Source organism: Pseudomonas iridis, from assembly GCF_017980685.1.
GTDB classification, from domain to species: Bacteria; Pseudomonadota; Gammaproteobacteria; order Pseudomonadales; family Pseudomonadaceae; genus Aquipseudomonas; species Aquipseudomonas iridis.
On the sequence record NZ_JACXXO010000023.1, the window covers coordinates 26,112 to 47,356 of the forward strand.

At 61.4% G+C, this 21,245-nt stretch carries 8 protein-coding genes; 4 read left to right on the forward strand and 4 right to left on the reverse strand.

Annotated features, from left to right (window positions below; all coding sequences use genetic code 11):
* Positions 1 to 115: 115 nt before the first annotated feature.
* Positions 116 to 13,114: a non-ribosomal peptide synthetase gene (locus IEQ42_RS25200; protein WP_210705910.1), complete on the reverse strand. Its 12,999-nt coding sequence runs from the start codon at positions 13,112 to 13,114 to the stop codon at positions 116 to 118.
* A gap of 366 nt (positions 13,115 to 13,480) precedes the next feature.
* On the opposite strand from IEQ42_RS25200, the gene IEQ42_RS25205 reads away from it, so the two are divergent.
* Positions 13,481 to 14,035, forward strand: coding sequence for an RNA polymerase factor sigma-70 (locus IEQ42_RS25205; RefSeq protein ID WP_042560216.1), 555 nt, complete (start codon positions 13,481 to 13,483; stop codon positions 14,033 to 14,035).
* Positions 14,036 to 14,146: 111 nt separating this feature from the next.
* Here the strand turns inward: IEQ42_RS25205 and IEQ42_RS25210 are convergent, their stop codons facing one another.
* The 3 genes from IEQ42_RS25210 to IEQ42_RS25220 form a co-directional block, all read right to left on the reverse strand.
* Complete coding sequence (locus tag IEQ42_RS25210; protein WP_210705911.1) at positions 14,147 to 15,160, reverse strand: GNAT family N-acetyltransferase; 1,014 nt, start codon at positions 15,158 to 15,160, stop codon at positions 14,147 to 14,149.
* 86 nt (positions 15,161 to 15,246) lie between these two features.
* A complete protein-coding gene (locus IEQ42_RS25215) occupies positions 15,247 to 16,044 on the reverse strand; it encodes a substrate-binding periplasmic protein (RefSeq protein ID WP_210705912.1) in 798 nt (265 codons plus the stop codon).
* Positions 16,045 to 16,136: 92 nt separating this feature from the next.
* Positions 16,137 to 16,760, reverse strand: coding sequence for a TetR/AcrR family transcriptional regulator (locus IEQ42_RS25220; RefSeq protein WP_042560220.1), 624 nt, complete (start codon positions 16,758 to 16,760; stop codon positions 16,137 to 16,139).
* 183 nt (positions 16,761 to 16,943) lie between these two features.
* On the opposite strand from IEQ42_RS25220, the gene IEQ42_RS25225 reads away from it, so the two are divergent.
* Genes IEQ42_RS25225 through atuC form a run of 3 tightly spaced genes read left to right on the forward strand, consistent with a single transcriptional unit; the run spans position 16,944 to position 21,236 of the window.
* Complete coding sequence (locus IEQ42_RS25225) at positions 16,944 to 18,734, forward strand: acyclic terpene utilization AtuA family protein (RefSeq protein ID WP_210705913.1); 1,791 nt, start codon at positions 16,944 to 16,946, stop codon at positions 18,732 to 18,734.
* Between the two features lie 12 nt (positions 18,735 to 18,746).
* Positions 18,747 to 19,616 (forward strand): SDR family oxidoreductase, encoded by an 870-nt coding sequence (locus IEQ42_RS25230; RefSeq protein ID WP_210705914.1) that lies wholly within the window; start codon positions 18,747 to 18,749, stop codon positions 19,614 to 19,616.
* Positions 19,617 to 19,619: 3 nt separating this feature from the next.
* Positions 19,620 to 21,236, forward strand: a complete 1,617-nt coding sequence (gene atuC, locus IEQ42_RS25235; protein ID WP_210705915.1) for an acyl-CoA carboxylase subunit beta — start codon at positions 19,620 to 19,622, stop codon at positions 21,234 to 21,236.
* The last annotated feature ends 9 nt before the right edge of the window (positions 21,237 to 21,245 follow it).

The following is a 21,245-nucleotide window of genomic DNA, read 5'->3' on the forward strand; positions in this document are numbered from 1 at the left end:
TGGCACTGCTCGACAGTCAAATGTCTGAAAGCAAAAAGATCGCAGCCTGCGGCAGCTCCTACAGAGAAATATACGTTTCCCTGTAGGAGCTGCCGCAGGCTGCGATCTTTTGCTGTTAAAGACCCTCCAGCTCCGCCATCAGATCATTCAACCGATCCACCTTCTCCTCTGTGATTTCACTGGCCGCCAGCCCGTCGATGTACTCGGCCAGTTCCTCTACCGTGCTGCATTCGAACATCGCCCGCAGCGGCACGTCGCGTTGCAGGGCTTTCTGTACGCGCGAGGCGATCTGCGTGGCGAGCAACGAGTGACCGCCGAGTTCGAAGAAGTTGTCGCGCACGCCAACCTGCTCGACCTTCAGCACCTCGGCCCAGATATCAGCCAGGGTTTGCTCCAGCTCGTTGCGCGGCGCCAGGTAATCCTGGCTTTGCAACTGACCGATTTCCAGTGCCGGCAAGGCCTTGCGATCAAGCTTGCCGTTGGCGTTGAGCGGCAGTTGCGCGAGCCACAGCCAGTGCAGCGGCACCATGTATTCCGGCAGTTCACTGCGCAGGCGTTGCTTGATGCGCTCCAAGCGTTCGCTCGGGTTTAGCGCAGAATCCGCTGCCACGAGATAGCCGACCAGATGCTTGCCATTGATGCCTTCCTGCACACCGACCGCCGCATCGCGGACTTCCGGTTGTTCGTGCAGACGCGCTTCGATTTCACCCAATTCGATCCGGTAACCGCGAATCTTCACCTGATGGTCGACCCGGCCTACGTATTCCAGCACGCCATCGCTACGGCGTCGCGCCAGGTCACCGGTGCGATACAAGCGTTCGCCCGGCGCGCCGAACGGGTTCGGCACAAACACCGGCGCGGTGCGCAGCGGATCGCTGACATAGCCGCGACCCACACCCGTGCCTGCCACGCACAATTCGCCCACTGCGCCCACCGGCACCAACTCCAGCGCGCCATCCAGCAGGTACAAAACGTTGTTGTCGGTCGGCGTACCGATCGGCAAATAACTGCCGCGAGTCGACGCCATATCGACGCGATAGAACGCCACGTCGTCCGAGCACTCCGCCGGGCCGTAAGCATTGACCAGACCGATGTCCGGGTAACGCAGCAGCCACTGGTGTGCCAGCTCCGGCGGCATTGCTTCACCGGTCGGCAGCATCCAGCGCAGACCGTCGAGGCTCAGACGATCCGAGGCGAGCATGCCCTGAATCAGCGACGGCACACTCTCCAGCACGGTAATGCCCTGGGCCTGCACATGCACCAGCAAACCTTGTGGATCGTGAGCGATGGTATTCGGCACGATGTCGACCCGCGCGCCGAACAGCGGCGCGGCAAGGAATTGCCAGACCGAAATATCGAAGCTCTGCGAAGCGGTTTGCGCGATGACATCAGCCTCCGTCAGATTCAGGTACGGCACCTTGCTCAACTGGTTGTTGAGCATGCCGCGCTGCTCGACCATCACGCCTTTCGGCTGGCCGGTGGAGCCCGAGGTGTAGATCACATAAGCAAGGTTGTCCGGACCACTGTGAATGCCAGGGTTCTGCGTCGATGTCGCCAGCGCTTGCACCTCTTCCCACACCAGCAGGCGTGGGCGGTGAGCACAGCTGAATTCATCGAGCAAAGTCTGCGCCTGTTCACGGCACGCCTCGCTGCACACCAGCACGGGCGTGCGGCTCAGCTCAATGATCCGTTGCAGGCGCTGACTCGGCAGACCCGGATCCAGCGGCAGGTAACCCGCTCCAGCCTTGAAGCTGCCGATGATCATGCCGAGCAGATCGAGGTTACGCTCGGCCAGCAACGCCACCGGTTGATCCAATTGCACCCCGGCTGCGACCAGGGCATGGCCGAGACGGTTGGCATTGTGGTTCAGCGCCTGATAGCTCAATTGAACATTCAGGCAACTGGCGGCAATACGCTCCGGATGCGCCGCGACCTGCGCTTCGAACAGCGAAACGTAGCTCTGCTCCAACGGATAGTCGTGGGCGCTCTGGTTGCAACCGTGGAGCAGGAAGTCCCGCTCGTCACTGCCCAGCAACGGCAGATCGGCCATGTCGCCATGGAAACCGTCAACCAGTGCCAGCAGCAGACGCTTGAACTCGCCGAGCATACGCTCGACCGTCGACTCGTCGAAGTAACGCTGGTCATACGACAGGTGCAGACCGAGGTCATCACCCGGGTAGCACACCGCCGTCAGCGGGAAGTTGGTGTGGGTCCGGCCCGAATCCGAGGTCGCGTTGAGGCTCTGCGCGCGGTCCAGTACCGAGACTTCTACCGGCGCGTTTTCGAACACAAACAGGCTATCGAACAGCGGCTGGCCTTTCGGCAGTTCGCTCTGCTCCTGAATGCTCACCAGCGGCAGGTATTCGTACTCGCGCAGTTGCATGTTGCTGTCGAGCAGACCGCTCAGCCACTGACGCACGCTGGTGCGCTGATCGTCCGCCGGCATCTGCACTCGCAGCGCGATACTGTTGATGAACAGGCCGACGGTGCGTTGCATTTCCGGCATGTCCACCGGACGCCCGGCAACGGTCACACCGAACAGCACGTCGCGATCACCGCTCATGCGCCGCAGCACCAACGCCCACGCCGCTTGAGCGAAGGTGTTGATCGTCAATTGATGAGCCTGAGCCAGTTCACGCAGTCGAACGCCATCCGTAACATCGAGACGGGTGTAGCGGTCACCGACGACCATGCCGCCGCTTTCGCCGGCATGTTCACGCAGGAACGGGCGGTCGCTCGGGATCGGCGTGGTGCGTTCAAACCCTTGCAGGTTTTGCTGCCACCACTGGCGCGCCTCCGCCAGGCTCTGACGTTGCAGCCAGCCGATGTAATCGCGATAACGCGGCGGCACGCTCAGTTGAGCTTCGCGACCTTCGCCAAGCGCGGTGTAGATCTCGAAGAAATCGTTCATCAGCAGCGAACGGCACCAGGCATCGATGAGGATGTGATGGTTGCTCATCATGAACCAGTAGCGCGCCGCGCCGACCTTGATCAGACGCAAGTGGAATGGTGCCTGGCTGAGCAGATCGAATCCGGCCTCGCGCTCGCTTTTCAGCAGGGCTTGCAGCTTGGATTCCTGCTCGGCGTCGCTGATGGCGCTCCAATCCAGATACTCGATTGGCGTGCGACCCGGCGTGTGAATCACTTGCAGCATATCTTCGCCAACGTTCCAGCAGAACGAGGCACGCAACGCTTCGTGACGACCGACCACGGCTTGCCACGCTTGGGCGAAACGCTCGGGGTCGAGTTCGCTGTTGATGCGATAGCGATCCTGCATGTAATACAGACCGGTGCCAGGTTCGAGCAGCGTGTGCAGCAACATGCCTTCCTGCATCGGCGTCAGCGGATAGACGTCCTCGATGTGCGCGGCCGGCACTGGCAACGCATCGAGTTGCGCCTGGGTCAGCTTCGCCAGCGGGAAGTCCGACGGCGTAAGACCACCGGCCTCGTCTTGCAGGCAATGCTCGATCAGGCTTTGCAATTCGCCCAGGTAGGCGTCGGCCAGATCATTGATGGTCTGCGCTTCATAACGCTCGGCGCTGAAGGTCCAGCGCAGCAGCAACTCCCCGCCGTAGACCTGACTGTCGACGCTCAACTCGTTCGGCAACGGCGCCTGCGGATCGTGGGCCGCGCCGACTGGCTCGTCCAACGGACGGAACAGCGCTTCGCTGCCGAAACTCTGGTCGAACTGGCCGAGATAGTTGAAGGTGATCGGCGCATTCGGCAGCGCGGCCATGCTGCGTTGGCTGAGGTCATCAGCCAGATAACGCAGCACGCCATAACCCAGGCCTTTGTGCGGCACGGCGCGCAACTGCTCCTTGATCGCCTTGATCGAAGCGCCCTGCCCTGCGGCCTGTTCGATGTTGTGCGGGGTCAGGCGTAATGGATAGGCGCTGGTGAACCAGCCGACGGTACGGGTCAGGTCGATCTCGTCGAACAGGGTTTCGCGGCCGTGGCCTTCGAGTTGAATCAGCGCCGACGGTTGGCCGCTCCAGCGGCACAGCACACGGGCCAACGCAGTCAGCAGCAGGTCGTTGACCTGCGTGCGATAAGCACTTGGCGCCTGTTGCAGCAATTGTTGGGTGCGCTGGGCATCGAGACGCACGCTGACGGTTTGCGCATGGCGATTCTGCTGGCCACCCTGCGGATTTTCACACGGCAGATCGGCGCTCGGGCCGGCCAGTTGGGTCTGCCACCAGTTCAGTTCTTCGCGCAGTGATTCGCTACCGGCGTAAGCCTGCAGCCGTGCCGTCCAGTCCTTGAAGGCACTGGTTTTCGCCGGCAGTTTCAGCGACTGCCCGGCGTCGAGCTGGCGATATGCGGTTTGCAGATCGTCGAGCAAAACGCGCCACGACACGCCGTCGACCACCAAGTGATGAATCGCAATGAACAGGCGTTGCTGACCGTGCGGGCCATCGACCAACAGGGCACGCAGCAGCGGACCGTGTTCCAGATCAAGGCTGCGTTGAGCATCGGCGAACAGCGCCTCGCACGTGTCCATCGACGCGACGTGCACTGACGACAAAACAACGGCATCCGAGACCGGTTGATGTGCCGCTTGCCACTGACCGCCTACCTCGGTGAAGCGCAGACGCAGGGCGTCGTGCTGCTCGATCACCGCCAGTAGCGCTCGCTCAAGAAGCTGCGGCTCCAGCGCGGTAGTCGGTTCCAGCAACAACGCCTGGTTCCAGTGCTGACGCTCAGGAATATCGGTGTCGAAGAACCAGTGTTGAATCGGCGTCAGTCGCGACTCACCAGCCACCAGACCTTGCTCGGCCGTCACCAACTCGGTGCGGCTGGCCACAGCGGCGAGCGTCTGCACGGTCTGATGCTGGAACAGGTCACGCGGACTGAAATGAATGCCCTGCTGACGCGCGCGGCTGACCACCTGGATCGACAGAATCGAATCGCCACCCAGCTCGAAGAAGTTGTCGTTGAGGCCAACCTGTTCGACGTTGAGCACTTCGCACCAGATCTGCGCCAGGGTTTGTTCGAGCTCGTTGCTCGGCGCCACGTAGTCCTGACGATTCAGTTCGGGGTCCGGCGCCGGCAGTGCGCGGCGATCCAGTTTGCCGTTGGCGGTCAGCGGCATGTTCGCCAGCAAAATCAGGTGGGTCGGCACCATGTAGTCCGGCAGTTGCGCCTTGAGGTGGGCCTTCAGAGCTTCGCGCAGTTGAGCTTGTTCAGCCTCGCTGTGCTCGGCAATCTCGGTGACAAGGTAGCCAACCAGTTGCTTGCCACTCGGCGCATCCAGCGCCAGCACCACCGCTTCGCGGATCGCATCGTGATCAAGAAGACGCGTTTCGATTTCACCAAGTTCGATACGGAAACCACGGATTTTCACCTGATGGTCGATCCGTCCCAGGTACTCGACCAGACCGTCGGCACGCTGGCGCACCAGGTCGCCAGTGCGATACATGCGTCCGCCATCAGCGGCAAACGGGTCAACGACAAACCGTTCGGCCGTGATACCCGGACGGTCGTGATAAGCCTGCGCCAGACCCGCGCCGCCGACAAACAATTCACCGGTCGCGCCTTGCGGCACCAGCGCCAGATCGGCATCGAGAATGTACGCCACGCGAGCGCCGATCACGCTGCCGATCGGTACACTGCCGGCGCCCTCTTCGAGCACGTCCGGGGCCAGACTGGCCAGCGGCATGACCACGGTTTCGGTCGGGCCATAGGCGTTGAAAAACAGGTTCGGCTTGAACGCCGCGCGAATGCGTTGCAGGTGTTCGCCGGTCAGCGCTTCGCCACCGGTGATGATCATCCGCACCGGCAGAATGTCGTTTTGCGTGGCCAGGAACTGCGCCAACTGGCTGCCGTAGCTCGGGGTGAAACCCAGGACGTTGATGCGATGGGTGCGGATCAGCCCGCAGATTTCCTCGGCATCCCACTGACCTTGTGCGCGCAATACAACCTGCGCGCCGCTGAGCAGCGGCACCAGCAAGCGCTCGGTCGCAGCGTCGAAGTTGATCGAATAGAAGTGCAACTCGCAGTCGTCAGGGCGCATGCCGAAACGCTCGATGACGGCTTGGCAATGCATGGCGATTTCGCCGTGGGACACCACCACGCCTTTCGGTTTACCGGTCGAGCCCGAGGTGTAAATCAGGTAGGCCTGATGCTGCGGCAGGCTGATAAATGGCAGTTCGGTGGACGGATACTCGGCCAGTGCGGCGCTGTCCTCTTCCAGGCACCAACTCGCCACGCTCGACGGTAGCTCGCCGAGGGCGTTGAACATCGCGCGATCACTGAGCAGCAGCCCGATGCGGCTGTCTTCAATCATGTAATGCAAACGGTCGAGCGGATATTCCGGGTCGAGCGGCACATAGGCGCCGCCGGCCTTGAGGATCGCCAGCAGGCCGATGACCATCTCCAGCGAACGCTCGAGCGCCAGACCAACGCGCACTTGCGGGCCAACACCGCGCTCACGCAGGGCCCAGGCCAGACGATTGGCGCGGGCGTCGAGTTCGGCGTAGCTCAAGGTCTGGCCGGCAAAGGTCAGGGCTGGCGCATTTTTGCGCAGCAGCGCTTGCTCGGCAAACAGGTGATGAATGCACTGATCGAGACGATGCTCGCCCGGCTCGACGCCGAGGCGGTCGAGCAGTCGCTGTTGCTCCGGCGCGTCCAGCAGCGGCAATTCGCTGAGGCGTTGTTGTGGGTCGGCGATCAGCGCTTCCAGGAGGTTGCGCCAATGTCCGGCCATGCGCGCGATGGTCGGCTCGTCGAACAGATCGGTGCTGTACGTCAGGCAGCAGCCCAGGCGATGGTCGAGGTCGGTGACCTCCAGGTTGAGATCGAACTTGGTCGCCCGCGCATCGTTGGCCAGGTACTCGACGGTCATACCGGCGAGCATACGGCTCTGCTGGAATTCCCAGCGCTGCACGTTGCACATCACCTGGAACAGCGGGTTGTAAGCGGCGCTGCGCGGTGGCTGCAAGGCTTCAACCAGATGATCGAACGGCAGATCCTGATGGGACTGCCCATCGATCACGGTGTGGCGCACCTGCTCAAACAATTCGTCGACCGACATCTGCCCGTCGAGCTGGCAACGCAGCACCTGAGTGTTGAGGAACGCGCCGATCAGCCCTTCGCTTTCCGGGCGGATACGGTTGGCCACCGGCGCGCCAATGCGCAGATCGGTCTGGCCGCTATAGCGGTAAAGCAGCGTGGCGAGTGCGGCGGTCATGGTCATGAACAGGGTCAGACCGTTTTGCGCATTGAACGCCCGGACCCGCGCAGCGAGGTCATCACTGAGGTCGAAACGGAACAGTTCACCCTGATGGCTCTGCACCGGTGGACGCGGACGGTCGCCCGGCAGTTCCAGCAGCGGATGTTCGCGGCCCAGTTGCGCGGTCCAGTAGTCGAGTTGACGCTGCCGCTCGCCGGACTCTAGCCAGTGGCGCTGCCAGACGCTGTAGTCGAGGTACTGCACCGGCAACGGCTCCAGCGGCGAATCGCGATCATCGACGAAGGCTTCGTACAACGCGCTGAGTTCACGGGCAAAAATATCCATTGCCCAGCCTTCGGTGACGATGTGGTGCAGGGTCAGGACGAAGTAATGCTCATGCTCGGCTGTCTTGACCAGACAGGCGCGCAGCAGCGGACCGGTTTCCAGATCAAACGGCAGATGCGCTTCTGCGTCGGCCAGTTGCTGAACGTTCTGCTCACGCAGGTCAGCCGCGAGTGTCGAGAGATCTTTCCAGCCCATGCGCACGCCAGTCTCGGCATGCACCTGCTGACGGGCCACGCCGTCGACACTCGGAAACGTCGTGCGCAGGGTTTCGTGACGCAGGATCAGCGCTTGCAACGCCGCCTCGAAATGTTCGACATGCAACACGCCACGCAGGCGCGCCATGCCGCCGACGTTGTACGCCGGGCTGTCCGGCTCCATCTGCCAGAGGAACCACATACGCTGCTGGGAGTAGGACAACGGCACTGGCTGGCTGCGGTCGACTTTTTCAATCGGCGGCTGTTGATTGGTGCGACCGCTGACCTGGATCTGGCGAATCTGTTCGGCGAAATCACCGAGTTCGCTGTGCTCGAACAAGGCGCGCAACGGCAATTCGACGTCGCAGCTCTGGCGGGAGCGGGAGATGATTTGCGTAGCCAGCAGCGAATGACCGCCGAGGGCAAAGAAATCGTCGCGCAGGCCGATTTGCGCCAGGCCCAGCACTTCGCGCCAGATCGCGGCGATCTGTTGCTCCAGTTCAGTGACCGGTTCGACATGCTCACGCACTTGCCATTGCGGCTCGGGCAAGGCGCGGCGGTCGAGTTTGCCGCTCGGACTCAGCGGCATTGCGTCGAGGCGCATCAGTTGCGCCGGGACCATGTACTCAGGGAGTTCGGTGGCCAGTGCGGTTTTCAGTCGGGCGATTTGCGCGTCCTCGTCTGCGCTGGCATCGGTCGCCGTGAAGTAGCCGATCAGTTGCGCGCCGGCAGCGGTTTCACGCACCAGCACCACGGCTTGGGCGACACCTTCCTGTGCGAGAAGACGTGCCTGGATTTCTTCCGGTTCGACACGAAAGCCACGCAGTTTGACCTGCTGATCGAGACGGCCGAGGTATTCGATCACGCCATCGTCAGTCCAGCGTGCACGGTCACCGGTGCGGTACAAGCGAGCACCCTGCTCGCCCAATGGATCGACCACAAAACGTTCGGCGGTCAGCGCCGGGCGACCGAGATAACCACGCGCCAGACCGATACCGCTGATGCACAGCTCACCGGGAACGCCCGCAGGTACAGGATTGAGGTCGGCGTCGAGCACGCGACAAATCACGTTGCCCAGCGGTCGGCCAATGGGCGAGCGCTCGCCATCAGCGGCGGTGCAATGCCAGTGGGTGACATTGATCGCGGTTTCTGTCGGGCCATAACGGTTGTGCAATTGCACTGCCGGCAGTTGCGCCAGCACGCGGTTGCGCAACTCGGCTGGCAACGCTTCGCCTCCGCAGAACACCCGGCGCAGGCTGGTGCATTCGGCGCTGAGCGGCTCGTCGATGAACAGCGAAAGCAGCGGCGGCACGAAGTGCAACGTGGTCACGCCATATTGCTGCACAAGCCGGGCGATGCGATGCGGATCACGGTGCTCACCCGGTGCAGCAATCAGCAAACGCGCACCCGTGATCAACGGCCAGAAGCATTCCCACACCGACACGTCAAAACTGATCGGCGCTTTTTGCATCAGCACGTCGGTTTCGTTGAGGCGATAAGTGTTCTGCATCCATTGCAGACGTTCAGCCAGTGCCGCGTGGGTGTTGCCGACGCCTTTCGGTTGACCGGTGGAGCCGGAGGTATAAATCACGTAGGCGAGGTTGTCGCCGTGCAGGTGCAGACCCGGGGCCTGGCTTGGCCAGTTTTCCAGATGCAGGGCATCCATGGCGATGACGCTGACGCCTTCGCGGGCCGGCAAGCGATCGAGCAATTCGGTCTGCGTCAGCAGCAAATCGACGCCGCTGTCACTGAGCATGTAGGCCAGACGCTCGGCCGGGTAATCCGGATCGAGCGGGACATAAGCGCCGCCCGCCTTGATGATCGCCAACAGGCCGATCAGCAGCTGCGGCGAACGCTCGGCCGCGATGGCCACGCAGACATCCGGGCCGACACCTTTGTCGCGCAGGTAGTGCGCCAGTCGATTGGATTGAGCATGTAGCTCGGCGAAATCGAGACTGCCGCCCTCCCACACCAGCGCGGTGCGTTGCGGGGTCAGGCGCAGTTGTTCGTTGAGCAACTCCGGCAGCCATTGCTCAGCCTTGGCGCACGGGGCGCTGCTCCAGTCTTTTTGCTGTTCGCTTTCGCCGGCAGTCAACAGTTGCAGATCACCGATGGCATGGTGCGGACACTCGCAGGCATCACGCAGAAGATTGCTGAAATGCTCAGCCAGACGCTCGATGGTCGCGGCGTCGAACAACTCGTCGGCATAGTCGAAGGACAAGGTCAGGCGACCGTTGCGGTCTTCTTCACTGTGCAATTGCAGATCGAACTTGGCTTCGCGGCTGTGCCACGGCAACTCTTCGGCGAGCAGACCGGGCAGGCGTTTGAGTGCGCTGATGTCACGTTGCTGATGGTTGAACATGACCTGGAACAAACCTTGTTCGCGGGCCTGCGGGAAGGCTTCGAGCAGTTGTTCAAACGGCAGGTCCTGATGGGCTTGTGCGCCGAGTGCAGCCTCGCGGGTTTGTGCCAGCAACTCGGTGAACGACCGGCGTGATTCAACGTCGGCGCGCAGCACCTGAGTGTTGATGAAGAAGCCAATCAGGCCTTGGGTTTCCAGCCGCGGACGGTTGGCATTGGGCACACCAATACGAATATCGCGTTGACCGCTGTAACGGTGCAGCAAGCTCTGGAACGCCGCGAGCAAGAGCATGAACGGTGTGGCATCGTGCGCTTGGGAAGTCTGCCGGATGGCTTCGCTCAGGCTGACGCTCAGACGTACGCTGTGGCGCGCGGCACTGCGAATGCGCTGCGCCGAACGCGGATGATCGGTGGCCAGTTCCAGCGTCGGATGCTCATCGCCCAACTGCGCTTTCCAGTAGGCCAGTTGCCGCTCGCCCTCGCCGTGCGCCAGCCATTGGCGCTGCCAGCTGCCGTAGTCGGCGTACTGGGTTGGCAATGGCGCGAGCTCGGTGCGCTGGCCTTGGGAAGCGGCGGCATACAGGCGCGAGAATTCATCGATCAACACATTCAGCGACCAGCCGTCAGCGATGATGTGGTGCATCGTCACCAGCAACTGGTGATCTTCATCATCAAGGCGAATCAGCGTCACCCAGAGTAGCGGGCCTTTTTCCAGATCGAACCGGGTACGCGCTTCGTCCTCGCGGATTTGCTCAGCGCGTGCTTCACGTTCATTGAGCGGCAAGTCGCTGATGTCGATCAGTTGCAGGTTGAATTCTGCCGCAGCATCGACTTGTTGCAGCGCCACGCCGTCGCGTTCGAAGAAGCGCGTGCGCAGGGATTCGTGGCGTTCGATCAGTTGCTGGAAGCTTGCGCGCAGGGCGTCTTCATCGAGTTCGCCGCGCAGCCGCAGCGCCCCCGGAATGTTGTAAGCGCTGCTTTGCGGATCGAGTTGCCAGGTGATCCATAAGCGATTTTGCGCCAGCGATTGTGGCATTGGCTCCGTGCGCGACAGGGAAGTGATTTCGCCTTGAGCGCTGCCGCCATCCTGTTGGTGCCGGGCCACGGCAGCGGCGAACGCGGACAACGTCGGCGCTTCGAAAAGCACACGCAGGCTCAGCGCCAGACCGAGCTCTTCGCGCACTCGGGCAATCACTTGCGTGGCAGCAATCGAGTTGCCGCCGAGCAGGAAAAAGTGATCGTCGGCATGGACCTGTTTGACGTTCAGTTGCGCAGCCCAGATCTTGCCGATCAGGGCTTCGAGCCCGGAAGCTCGCAGGGTCGATTCGGCACCTTGCGCCTCATCTGACGGGAACACCGCATAGCTGTCGAGGCTGCCATCGGCCAGACGACTGCGGCAGGCCGAACGCTGCAATTTGCCGCTGGAGGTTTTCGGCAATGCACCCGGATTGAGCAGAACCACCACGCTCGGTGCTTGCTGACAAGCCTCGGCCACCGCTTGGCGGATAGCTTTGATCAGCGCTTCTGGCGGCAGAATTTTCTGCACACTGCGGCTGATCTCCGCCGCGATCCCGATGCCCTCTTCGCCGTCCTGAGTCACCGCGAACGCCGCGACCCGGCCCTTGCGCACCACTTCCACTTCGCTCTCGATCGTCTTCTCGATGTCCTGCGGATAGAGGTTATGGCCACGCACGATCAACATGTCTTTCAGGCGACCGGTGATGAACAGTTCGCCGTCACGCATGAAACCCAGGTCACCGGTGCGCAGCCAGGTGCGGCCGGCGTGCTGGACGAAAGTCCTGGCGCTGGCCTCGGGGTTGCGCCAGTAACCGTGCGCGATGCTCGGGCCGGCCGCCCAGACTTCGCCGACGGCATTGTCGGCGAGCTCTTCAAGACGGGTTGGCTCGACGATCAGCACCGCGTGCTCTGGCTGGCTGATGCCGCAACTCATGATCGCGCTGCCATCGCCCGGCTCTGCACGGTTTTGCGCCAACGCCTGATCGTCCACGCGCAGCGCAGGAATACCCTTGCCCCGCGGCGTGCCGGCGACGAACAGCGTGGCCTCGGCCAGACCGTACGAAGCCATGAAACTGTCGGCACTGAAACCACACGCCGCGAATTTTTCGGCGAAGCGTTCGTTGGTGTCGAGACGGATCGGCTCGGAGCCGGAATAGGCCACGCGCCAGCGACTGAGGTCGAGACGTTCAAGCGCCGATTCACTGACCCGCTCGCTGCACAAGCGATAGGCGAAATCCGGTCCGCCGCTGATGGTGCCGCCGTATTGGCTGATCGCTTCGAGCCAGCGCAATGGCCGAGCGAGGAAGTACGCCGGCGACATGAGGATGCACGGCACGCCACTGAAAATCGGCTGCAACAGACCACCGATCAAACCCATGTCGTGGTACAGCGGCAGCCAGCTGACGATGACGTCATCGCGGTTCACGTCGATGCCGAAACCGTGGCGAACCAGCAGCTCGTTGGCGACCAGATTGCCGTGGCTGACCTGCACGCCTTTGGGCAGCGCGGTCGAGCCGGAGGTGTATTGCAGGAAAGCGATGTGATCGGCCGGCAGCGTCGGTTCAACCCAGCGCTCGGCCAAAGCGCTGTCGAGAGTATCGACGCACAACAGCGGCGGTGCGCCTTCGATCTGTTGCAAGGCATCGCGCAAGTCGGCGCTGGTCAGCAGCAGGCGCGGTTCGGCGTCGGCAATGATCGACAGCAGACGCTCTTGATGATGACGGCGGGCCGACTCTGGTGGATAGGCCGGCACCGCGATCACCCCGGCATACAGGCAACCAAAGAACGCCGCAACGTAATCCGGGCCGCTAGGAAACAGCAGCACCGCACGATCAGCAAACTCGGTCTCGGCCTGCAACGCAGCGGCAATGGTGCGCGCGCGTTGGTCCAGTTCGCGATAGCTGAGTACCACAGCCTGCTCTTCGTTTTCGGCAAGAAAACGCAAGGCCAGCCGATCCGGCGTCAGGGCCGCGCGGCGCTGGAGGGCTTGGACCAGGGTGCTGGGGAGTTCGAACGCGTCGGTCATGAGGTTTCCTGCCTGAATTCGGCTTGCTAGTGGAATCGGGTTACTGCGACACGCCCTCGCAGGGCATGCAGGGCGCGGTCTACGCCGACCGCGCAAGGCATTGGAATGCTGTCTGGCCGGGAGTCTTTATCCGGAACCATTCACCAATGAGAACGGATGACGTCTTGAAATAATTAGTCGGCAGGCTGGATCGCTAATGGGGCTGGGGTGCGGCGGCGTGTCGCAGTTCTCAGATCACAATAATTCAATGGATTGTTTCTCTTTCTCATTTGACAATCATTATCATTCAACATAATTTGTCGCTCGATGTGTAGGGCAGCCCGCCCCCAGGCGCCCCACTAACCTATTGGCAGTAAGGTGATTTCCATGACGGAACAAGTATCCACAAGCAGGTGCGATTCACCGCTACTTCAGGCATTCGTCGACAATCGACTGATTCTGGTCAAGATTGCAGCACGCATTACCGGCTGCCGGTCACGCGCCGAAGACGTGGTGCAAGATGCGTTTTTCCGACTGCAGTCGGCACCGCCGATCACCTCGTCGATCAAGGCGCAATTGAGTTATCTGTTCCAGATCGTGCGCAACCTTGCGATCGATCACTACCGCAAACAGGCGCTGGAGCAGAAGTACTCCGGCCCTGAAGAGGAAGGGTTGAACGTGGTCATTCAAGGTGCTTCGCCGGAAATCTCGCACATCAACTTCTCGACCCTGGAAAACATCGCCGATGCGCTGACCGAGTTGCCGAGTCGCACGCGCTATGCGTTCGAGATGTATCGCCTGCACGGTGTGCCGCAGAAGGACATCGCCAAGGAACTCGGCGTATCGCCGACCCTGGTCAACTTCATGATCCGTGATGCGCTGGTGCACTGCCGCAAGGTGTCAGGCAATCGCCGTGATTCGGTGGCTGTGGGTCGTCGTTAAGACCGCGTCGTCCGCACAAAAAAGATCGCAGCTTTCGGCAGCGCCTTCAGGGTTAACGCGAAACCCGTGTAGGCGCTGCCCAAGGCTGCGATCTTTTGCTTTACGGCATTATCAAGCCAACGTGCACCGATCAAAAAACCGCTCACGCCCCAACATCATCAGCGCTGCACGTTTGTGCGGGAAGTCGAATTCTTTTTCGCAGTGAAAGCATTGGTTTTGCATGTAGCCGATCATCTTCGCGTTGTCGGCACGCGGCTCGGCGACAATCCGTTGAGTCCGTGGTTCGTCGAGAAACAGGTAATGCACCAGCGCCGACAACCAACTCGCCACTTTGTGCGGGCCACGGTGCTCCTCCTCCCCCACCAGCATGTGAATGCCACGGTCGTAATTGTCGGCATCGTAGAACGGCGCGATGCGATCTTCCTTGGCCCAATAGGCTTCGAAATAGGCAAATGGCTGATCGTCGAAACAGCCGATCAGGGTCAGCGTGTGCGGATCGGCGTCGAGTTTGCTGAGGTATTCGCGATGCTTTTCGAGACTGCCCTGTTCGTCCCAGAAACTGGCGACTCGCGGGTTGTTCTGCCAGCGATTGAAGCGCGGCAGGTCTGCTTCGATCTCGACCGTGCGCAGGGAAATCCAGCAGCCGAGGCGCGCATCGAAACGTCGATAGACTTCACCGCGCGGCTTCACCGGTCTTAAAGGATGGCGCTTGCCAACACTGATCATCATTTGTTGGGGATAACAGCCAGTCAGCGATGTGCCGAGCCACGGTTGCGGCAATTGCCAGAACAGCGTGCGCTCGCAGCGGTATTCGCCGGCCACTTCAGTGCTCACCAACAGGCCACTGAGCAGGGCTTCGGTTGGCGGCTGGTCGAGTTGCCAAGTCAATTGCTGGCACGCCGGGTCTCGAGCAAACAACCAATAACAGGCTGCCCACAGGGCTTGCCCGGGCGGCAAGGCGAAACGCTCATCGATCTGGATCGGCCCTTTGGCCTCGCGATCAAGGCGCAGGCGAATCAGCGGTTGCCCGTCCAGGCTCAGGCTCAAACGGCTTTCGGTTGCATCGGCTACCAACTGGCTGCCCGAAGGCAGGGCCAGGGCAGTCAGGTCATTCAGATTGGACATGGGTCGGGCTCACGATAATCGTCGACAGTTCAACGATGTGACGTGAGCGGAAAGAGAAAATTTAGGCTAGAGGTGAAATCCCTGAGTCAGTGATCGTGCACTGGCACCACGGCAATCCGGTATGGATCGAAGATCTTCAGCATCTCACCGTTGTCGCGCAGGCCTTGTAGCAACTTGCTGAACGCTTCGCTGGTAATCGGCGCGGTCGGACGCAGGATGGCGTAGTGGTGGTAGACCTGATCGATGCGCTGGGACACCAGCAATTCATCGCGCACCTTTTCGTTGCGCAGCAGGTAATCACTCAGATAAGAACGGGTCACCAGCGCAATATCCGCGCGCCCGCGCAGCACCATCAACAGGTTGCTGTCGTGGGAATAGGTCAGCGTGGCCTTGAAGTTTTGCGCGAGGAATTTCGGGTCGGCATTGAAGTTGGCGAACTCGTAGTGATAGCCACTGAACAGCGCCAGACGCTTGCCGCTGAGGTCGGCAAAATAGTTCTGTTGTCGGCCGTCTTCGCGTTGGGCGACAAAAATCTCGGCGTCCTCAAGCCCCATATCGACGTCGTTGTGAGGGATTTCCTTCCAGCCCCACTCAGGGTTCTCGAAGATCGCCATGTCGATCCGGCCTTGCTTGAAATCACCGAAACGGCGCGGAATCGACGTCGGTACGAGGACGAACTTGTAGTCGCCTTGCAGCCGGTTCAATGCCTCGACCATCTGCGGCAACAGACCGGTGTCGGCACCGTTTTCGGGGCGAACGGTATAAGGCGGAAAGTGCGCGGCACCGACCCGAACCAATTGCGCTGCCTGAGCGGGCAATACCCATAATGCAGCCAGCGCTGCGAGCAATAACCTCGCGGCGGTCCGACTTGGCGAAGACTTCAAAACACCCCACTCCCCGAAAAAATACCGATCAATGCATTCAAGCTAGGCGGTTTCGCCCAGTTAGCCAGTTTCCCGGCCCGATAGAAAGCGCTTCAACGCTCTTCAAGCACCAGAATCAGGGCCTCATCAGCCAACTGATCAAGGCTCAGACTGCCGCCGGCACGGAACCAGGTGGTGGTCCAGGACAGGGCGCCGGTGAGGAAACGCCGAGTGACAAATACGTCGCCGCGAATAAACCCGGCTTCCTTGGCCTCCCCGAGCACCTGTAGCCAAAGGTCTTCATAAACATCGCGCAAGGCGAGGACTTTGGCCTGGCCATCCTCAGACAACGAGCGCCATTCGTAGACCAGCACCGCCATGGCTTCGCCGCTGCCGCCCATGATCGACTGCAATTCACAGCGAATCAGCGCCAACACGCGCTCGCGCACATTGGTCGCATCGGCGAGCGCCGCGCGCATCAAAGCGGTGTTGTAGCGAATGGTTTCCTCCATCACCGCGCGCAGGATTTCGTCCTTGCTTTTGAAGTGATGGAAAATGCTCCCCGACTGAATGCCCACCGCACCGGCCAGATCGCGCACCGTGGTGCGCTCATAGCCTTTGTTGCGGAACAGGTGAGCCGCCACTTGCAGCAGTTTGCCGCGGGCGCTGTCCGGGTCGGTCAACTGGCCTTGGTCGACCAATTCGCGCATGACCCTCAGGGCTTTTTGCTCGTCCACCCGTTCTCTCCTACAGTCGATCAGTCTGTTGCCCCCTGAAACCGCAGGGTTGCGCGCAATTTAAGCCGCCAACGATAACCAAGCAAGCGCTCGGGCAGAAGATATTTCAACTGTTTACAAACCAAGCGCTTGCTTGGTAGCCTCCAGACACTTCTGTCGCAGGTCCCTGAGTCGGAGATAAAAATGCCAACCACCGTCCGCATCGGATGCGCCAGTGCTTTCTGGGGTGACACCTCTACCGCCGCCGCCCAACTGGTGGACGGTGGACGCCTGGATTATCTGGTGTTCGATTACCTGGCCGAGATCACGATGTCGATCATGGCCGGCGCGCGCATGAAGGATCCGCAAGGCGGATTCGCCAGCGACTTCATCGAAGTCCTCACCCCGCTGCTGCCGCAACTGGCCGAGCAGAATATTCGCGTGATCAGTAACGCCGGCGGCGTCAATCCCCAGGCCTGCGCCGCCGCACTGCAAGCCGCCTGCGATACAGCCGGCATCAAGCTGAAAATCGCCGTGCTGCTGGGCGATGACCTGCAACCGCAATTCAAGCACCTCGCCTCTCAGGGCATTAGCGAAATGTTCACCGGTGCGCCATTGCCTGCGATGTGCGTCTCGACCAACGCCTACCTCGGCGCGCCCGGCATTGTCGAAGCGTTGCGCCTGGGCGCCGATATCGTTATCACCGGGCGCGTGGTCGACAGCGCTGTAGTCAGTGCCGCGTTGGTGCATGAGTTCGGCTGGTCGTGGCACGATTACGACAAACTCGCCCAGGCCGCATTGGCCGGGCACATCATCGAATGCGGCGCACAGTGCACCGGCGGCAACTTCACCGACTGGCGCGAGGTGCCGGACTACGAGCACATCGGCTTTCCAGTCGTTGAAGTCAGCGCCGACAGCCAGTTCATCGTCAGCAAGCCCGAGGGCTCCGGCGGGCTGATCACGCCACTGACCGTCGGCGAGCAGATGCTTTACGAAATCGGCGATCCGCAGGCCTATTTGCTGCCCGATGTAATCTGCGATTTCACTCAGGTCAAACTTCAGCAGCGAGGCAAGAACGCGGTGCAGGTGCATGGTGCCAAAGGCCTGCCGCCCAGCGACAAATACAAGGTCAGTGCCACGTATCCGGACGGCTTTCGCTGTACCGCCAGTTGCCTGATCGCCGGCATCGATGCGGTGGACAAGGCCCGTCGCGTCAGCCAGGCGATCATCGACAAGACGTCGGAAATGTTCAGCCAGCGCGGCTGGGCACCTTACAGCGAAACCCACATAGAATTGCTCGGCAGCGAAGCCACCTACGGCCCTCACGGGCAGCGCCACGACACCCGCGAAGTGGTGATCAAACTTGCCGTGCGCCATCCGAACAAGCAGGCGCTGATTCTGTTCTCCCGGGAGATCGCCCAGGCTGCAACCGGCATGGCCCCGGGGCTGACCGGCATCGTTGGCGGACGGCCGACGGTCTATCCGGTCATCCGTCTGTTCTCGTTCCTGATCGACAAAAGCGCCTGCAACCTGCACATCGACATGACCGGTGAAAATCACCCGTGTGCCCTACCCGCGCTGACCGCACTCGACAGCCAGGACTTGCCAATCGCCGAGCAACCACCCAAACCTCAAGGTCGCGCCGACGCCAGCGTCCCGTTGGTGAAACTGGCCGTGGCGCGCTCCGGTGACAAGGGCAATCACAGCAATATCGGCGTCATGCCGCGCAAGCCCGAATACCTGCCGTGGATCGCCGAAGCGTTAACGCCGGCGGTGATCGTCGACTGGATGCGCCACGTTCTGGACCCGATTCACGGCCGGGTCGAACGCTGGTATCTGCCCGGCACCCACAGCCTGAACTTCCTATTGGAAAACGCCCTCGGCGGCGGCGGTGTGGCCAGTCTGCGCATCGACCCGCAAGGTAAAGCCTTCGCCCAGCAACTATTGGAAATCCAGATCCCGGTGCCACAAAGCATCGCCGAACAGTTCGACTAGAGGGTGGCTTGCATGGCTTACGCGTCGATTTTCAATGCCGATTTGTTCCGCGGCCAGACCATCATCGTCACCGGCGGCGGCAGCGGCATCGGGCGCTGCACCGCTCATGAACTGGCAGCGCTCGGCGCCCATGTGCTGCTGGTCGGGCGCAAACCTGAAAAGCTGCAAAAAGTCGCCGCCGAAATTGCCGAGGACGGTGGTTGCGCGCATTGGCAGGCTTGCGATATTCGCGATGAGGAAGCGGTCAGACAACTGGTCAGCGAATTGATCGCTGAACACGGGCCGATCCATGGATTGGTCAATAATGCCGGCGGCCAATACCCCGCGCCGCTGGCTTCGATCAATCAGAAAGGTTTCGAAACCGTACTGCGCACCAACCTGGTCGGCGGTTTTCTGATGGCGCGGGAAGTGTTCAACCAGTCGATGAGCAAACACGGCGGCAACATCGTCAACATGCTCGCCGACATGTGGGGGGGCATGCCCGGCATGGGCCATTCGGGCGCGGCGCGTGCGGGCATGGACAATTTCACCAAAACCGCCGCGTTCGAGTGGGGTTACGCCGGGGTGCGGGTCAACGCGGTGGCGCCGGGCTGGATTGCCTCCAGCGGCATGGACACCTACGAAGGCGCGTTCAAAGCGGTGATCCCGACCCTGCGCGAACATGTGCCGCTCAAGCGCATTGGTACCGAATCGGAAGTCAGCGCGGCGATCGTGTTTCTGCTCAGTCCGGCGGCGGCGTTCATCAGTGGCAGTACCTTGAAAATCGATGGTGCGGCCAGCCTCGGCAGTCGGGCCTGGCCGTTGCACAAGGCGTCTCATAGTGAGTCGTTCAATGGTTTTCACCGGGCCTACCTTCCCGATGTGCTCAAGGACAAGGAGTAAGCCATGACGCAGATCCAGTCCCGACTCGACCCGCACAGCGAGGCGTTCGCCCGCAACCGTGCGGCGATGCTTACCGCCATCGAGCAAGTGCAGCAACTCGAACAGAACCTGCTGAACAAGGCCGCCGAAGCCAAGGCGAGATTCGACAAACGCGGGCAATTGCTGCCCCGCGAACGCCTCAATCTGCTGCTCGACCCCGGCGCACCTTTTCTCGAGCTGGCCAGCCTCGCCGGTTACAAACTGCATGACGACAAGGACGGCAGCGCGGCCGGTGGCGGCTTGATCGCGGGCATCGGTTACGTGTCCGGCATACGCGCAATGGTCGTCGCCAACAACAGCGCAATCAAGGGCGGCACGATCTCGCCAAGTGGCCTGAAAAAATCTCTGCGCCTGCAACAGATCGCCCAGGAAAACAAACTGCCGGTCATCACCCTCGCCGAAAGCGGTGGTGCCAACCTCAACTACGCAGCGGAGATTTTCGTCGAGGGTGCGCGCAGCTTTGCCAATCAGGCACGCATGTCAGCGATGGGTTTGCCGCAGATCACCGTGGTGCATGGCTCGGCTACGGCGGGCGGCGCCTATCAACCGGGTTTGTCGGATTACGTGGTGGTGGTGCGCGGCAAGGCCAAGCTGTTTCTCGCCGGCCCCCCGCTGCTCAAAGCCGCGACCGGCGAAGTGGCGACCGATGAAGAACTGGGCGGCGCCGAGATGCACGCGCAGGTTGCCGGCACGGCCGAGTATCTGGCCGAGAACGACGCCGATGGCGTGCGACAAGTGCGCGAGATTCTGCGGATGCTGCCATGGAACGAGCAACTGCCGTGGCTACCGGAGCCACAATACAAAGAGCCGCTCTACCCTGTCGAGGAATTGCTCGGCTTGATCCCGGACGATCCAAAAAAACCTTACGACGTGCGCGAAATCATTGCGCGGATCGCTGACGAATCGAACTTCCTCGAGTTCAAGGGCGAGTTCGACCAGCAAACCATTTGCGGCCAACTGAAAATCCAGGGTCGCGCCTGCGGCTTCATCGGCAACAACGGCCCGATCACGCCAAAGGGTGCGAGCAAAGCTGCGCAGTTCATTCAACTGTGTGATCAGAGCCAGACGCCGCTGCTGTTCTTCCATAACACCACGGGATTCATGGTCGGCACCGAGTCCGAGCAGCAAGGGGTGATCAAACACGGTTCGAAACTGATTCAGGCGGTGGCCAACGCACGGGTGCCTAAACTGACAATGGTCGTCGGCGGCTCCTACGGTGCCGGCAACTATGCGATGTGTGGGCGCGGCCTCGATCCACGGTTCATTTTCGCCTGGCCCAACAGCCGCACGGCGGTGATGGGCGGCGCACAGGCTGGCAAGGTGTTGCGCATCGTCACCGAAGCCAAACAGCACAAGGATGGTCTGGTGCCGGACCCGAAAATGCTCGACATGCTCGAACAGGTCACCGCGCAGAAACTCGACAGCCAGTCCACCGCGCTGTATGGCAGTGCCAACCTGTGGGACGACGGTTTGATCGACCCGCGCGACACTCGCACCCTGCTCGGGTACTTGCTGGATATTTGCCACGAAGCCGACATTCGCGCACTGCAACCCAACAGCTTCGGCGTCAGCCGCTTCTGACGGCCACGG

Coding starts and splice junctions, on each gene's coding strand:
- IEQ42_RS25200 (WP_210705910.1), bottom strand. CDS start 13,114: ATGACCGACGCGTTCGAACTCCCCAGCACCCTGGTCCAAGCCCTCCAG.
- IEQ42_RS25205 (WP_042560216.1), top strand. CDS start 13,481: ATGACGGAACAAGTATCCACAAGCAGGTGCGATTCACCGCTACTTCAG.
- IEQ42_RS25210 (WP_210705911.1), bottom strand. CDS start 15,160: ATGTCCAATCTGAATGACCTGACTGCCCTGGCCCTGCCTTCGGGCAGC.
- IEQ42_RS25225 (WP_210705913.1), top strand. CDS start 16,944: ATGCCAACCACCGTCCGCATCGGATGCGCCAGTGCTTTCTGGGGTGAC.
- IEQ42_RS25230 (WP_210705914.1), top strand. CDS start 18,747: ATGGCTTACGCGTCGATTTTCAATGCCGATTTGTTCCGCGGCCAGACC.
- atuC (WP_210705915.1), top strand. CDS start 19,620: ATGACGCAGATCCAGTCCCGACTCGACCCGCACAGCGAGGCGTTCGCC.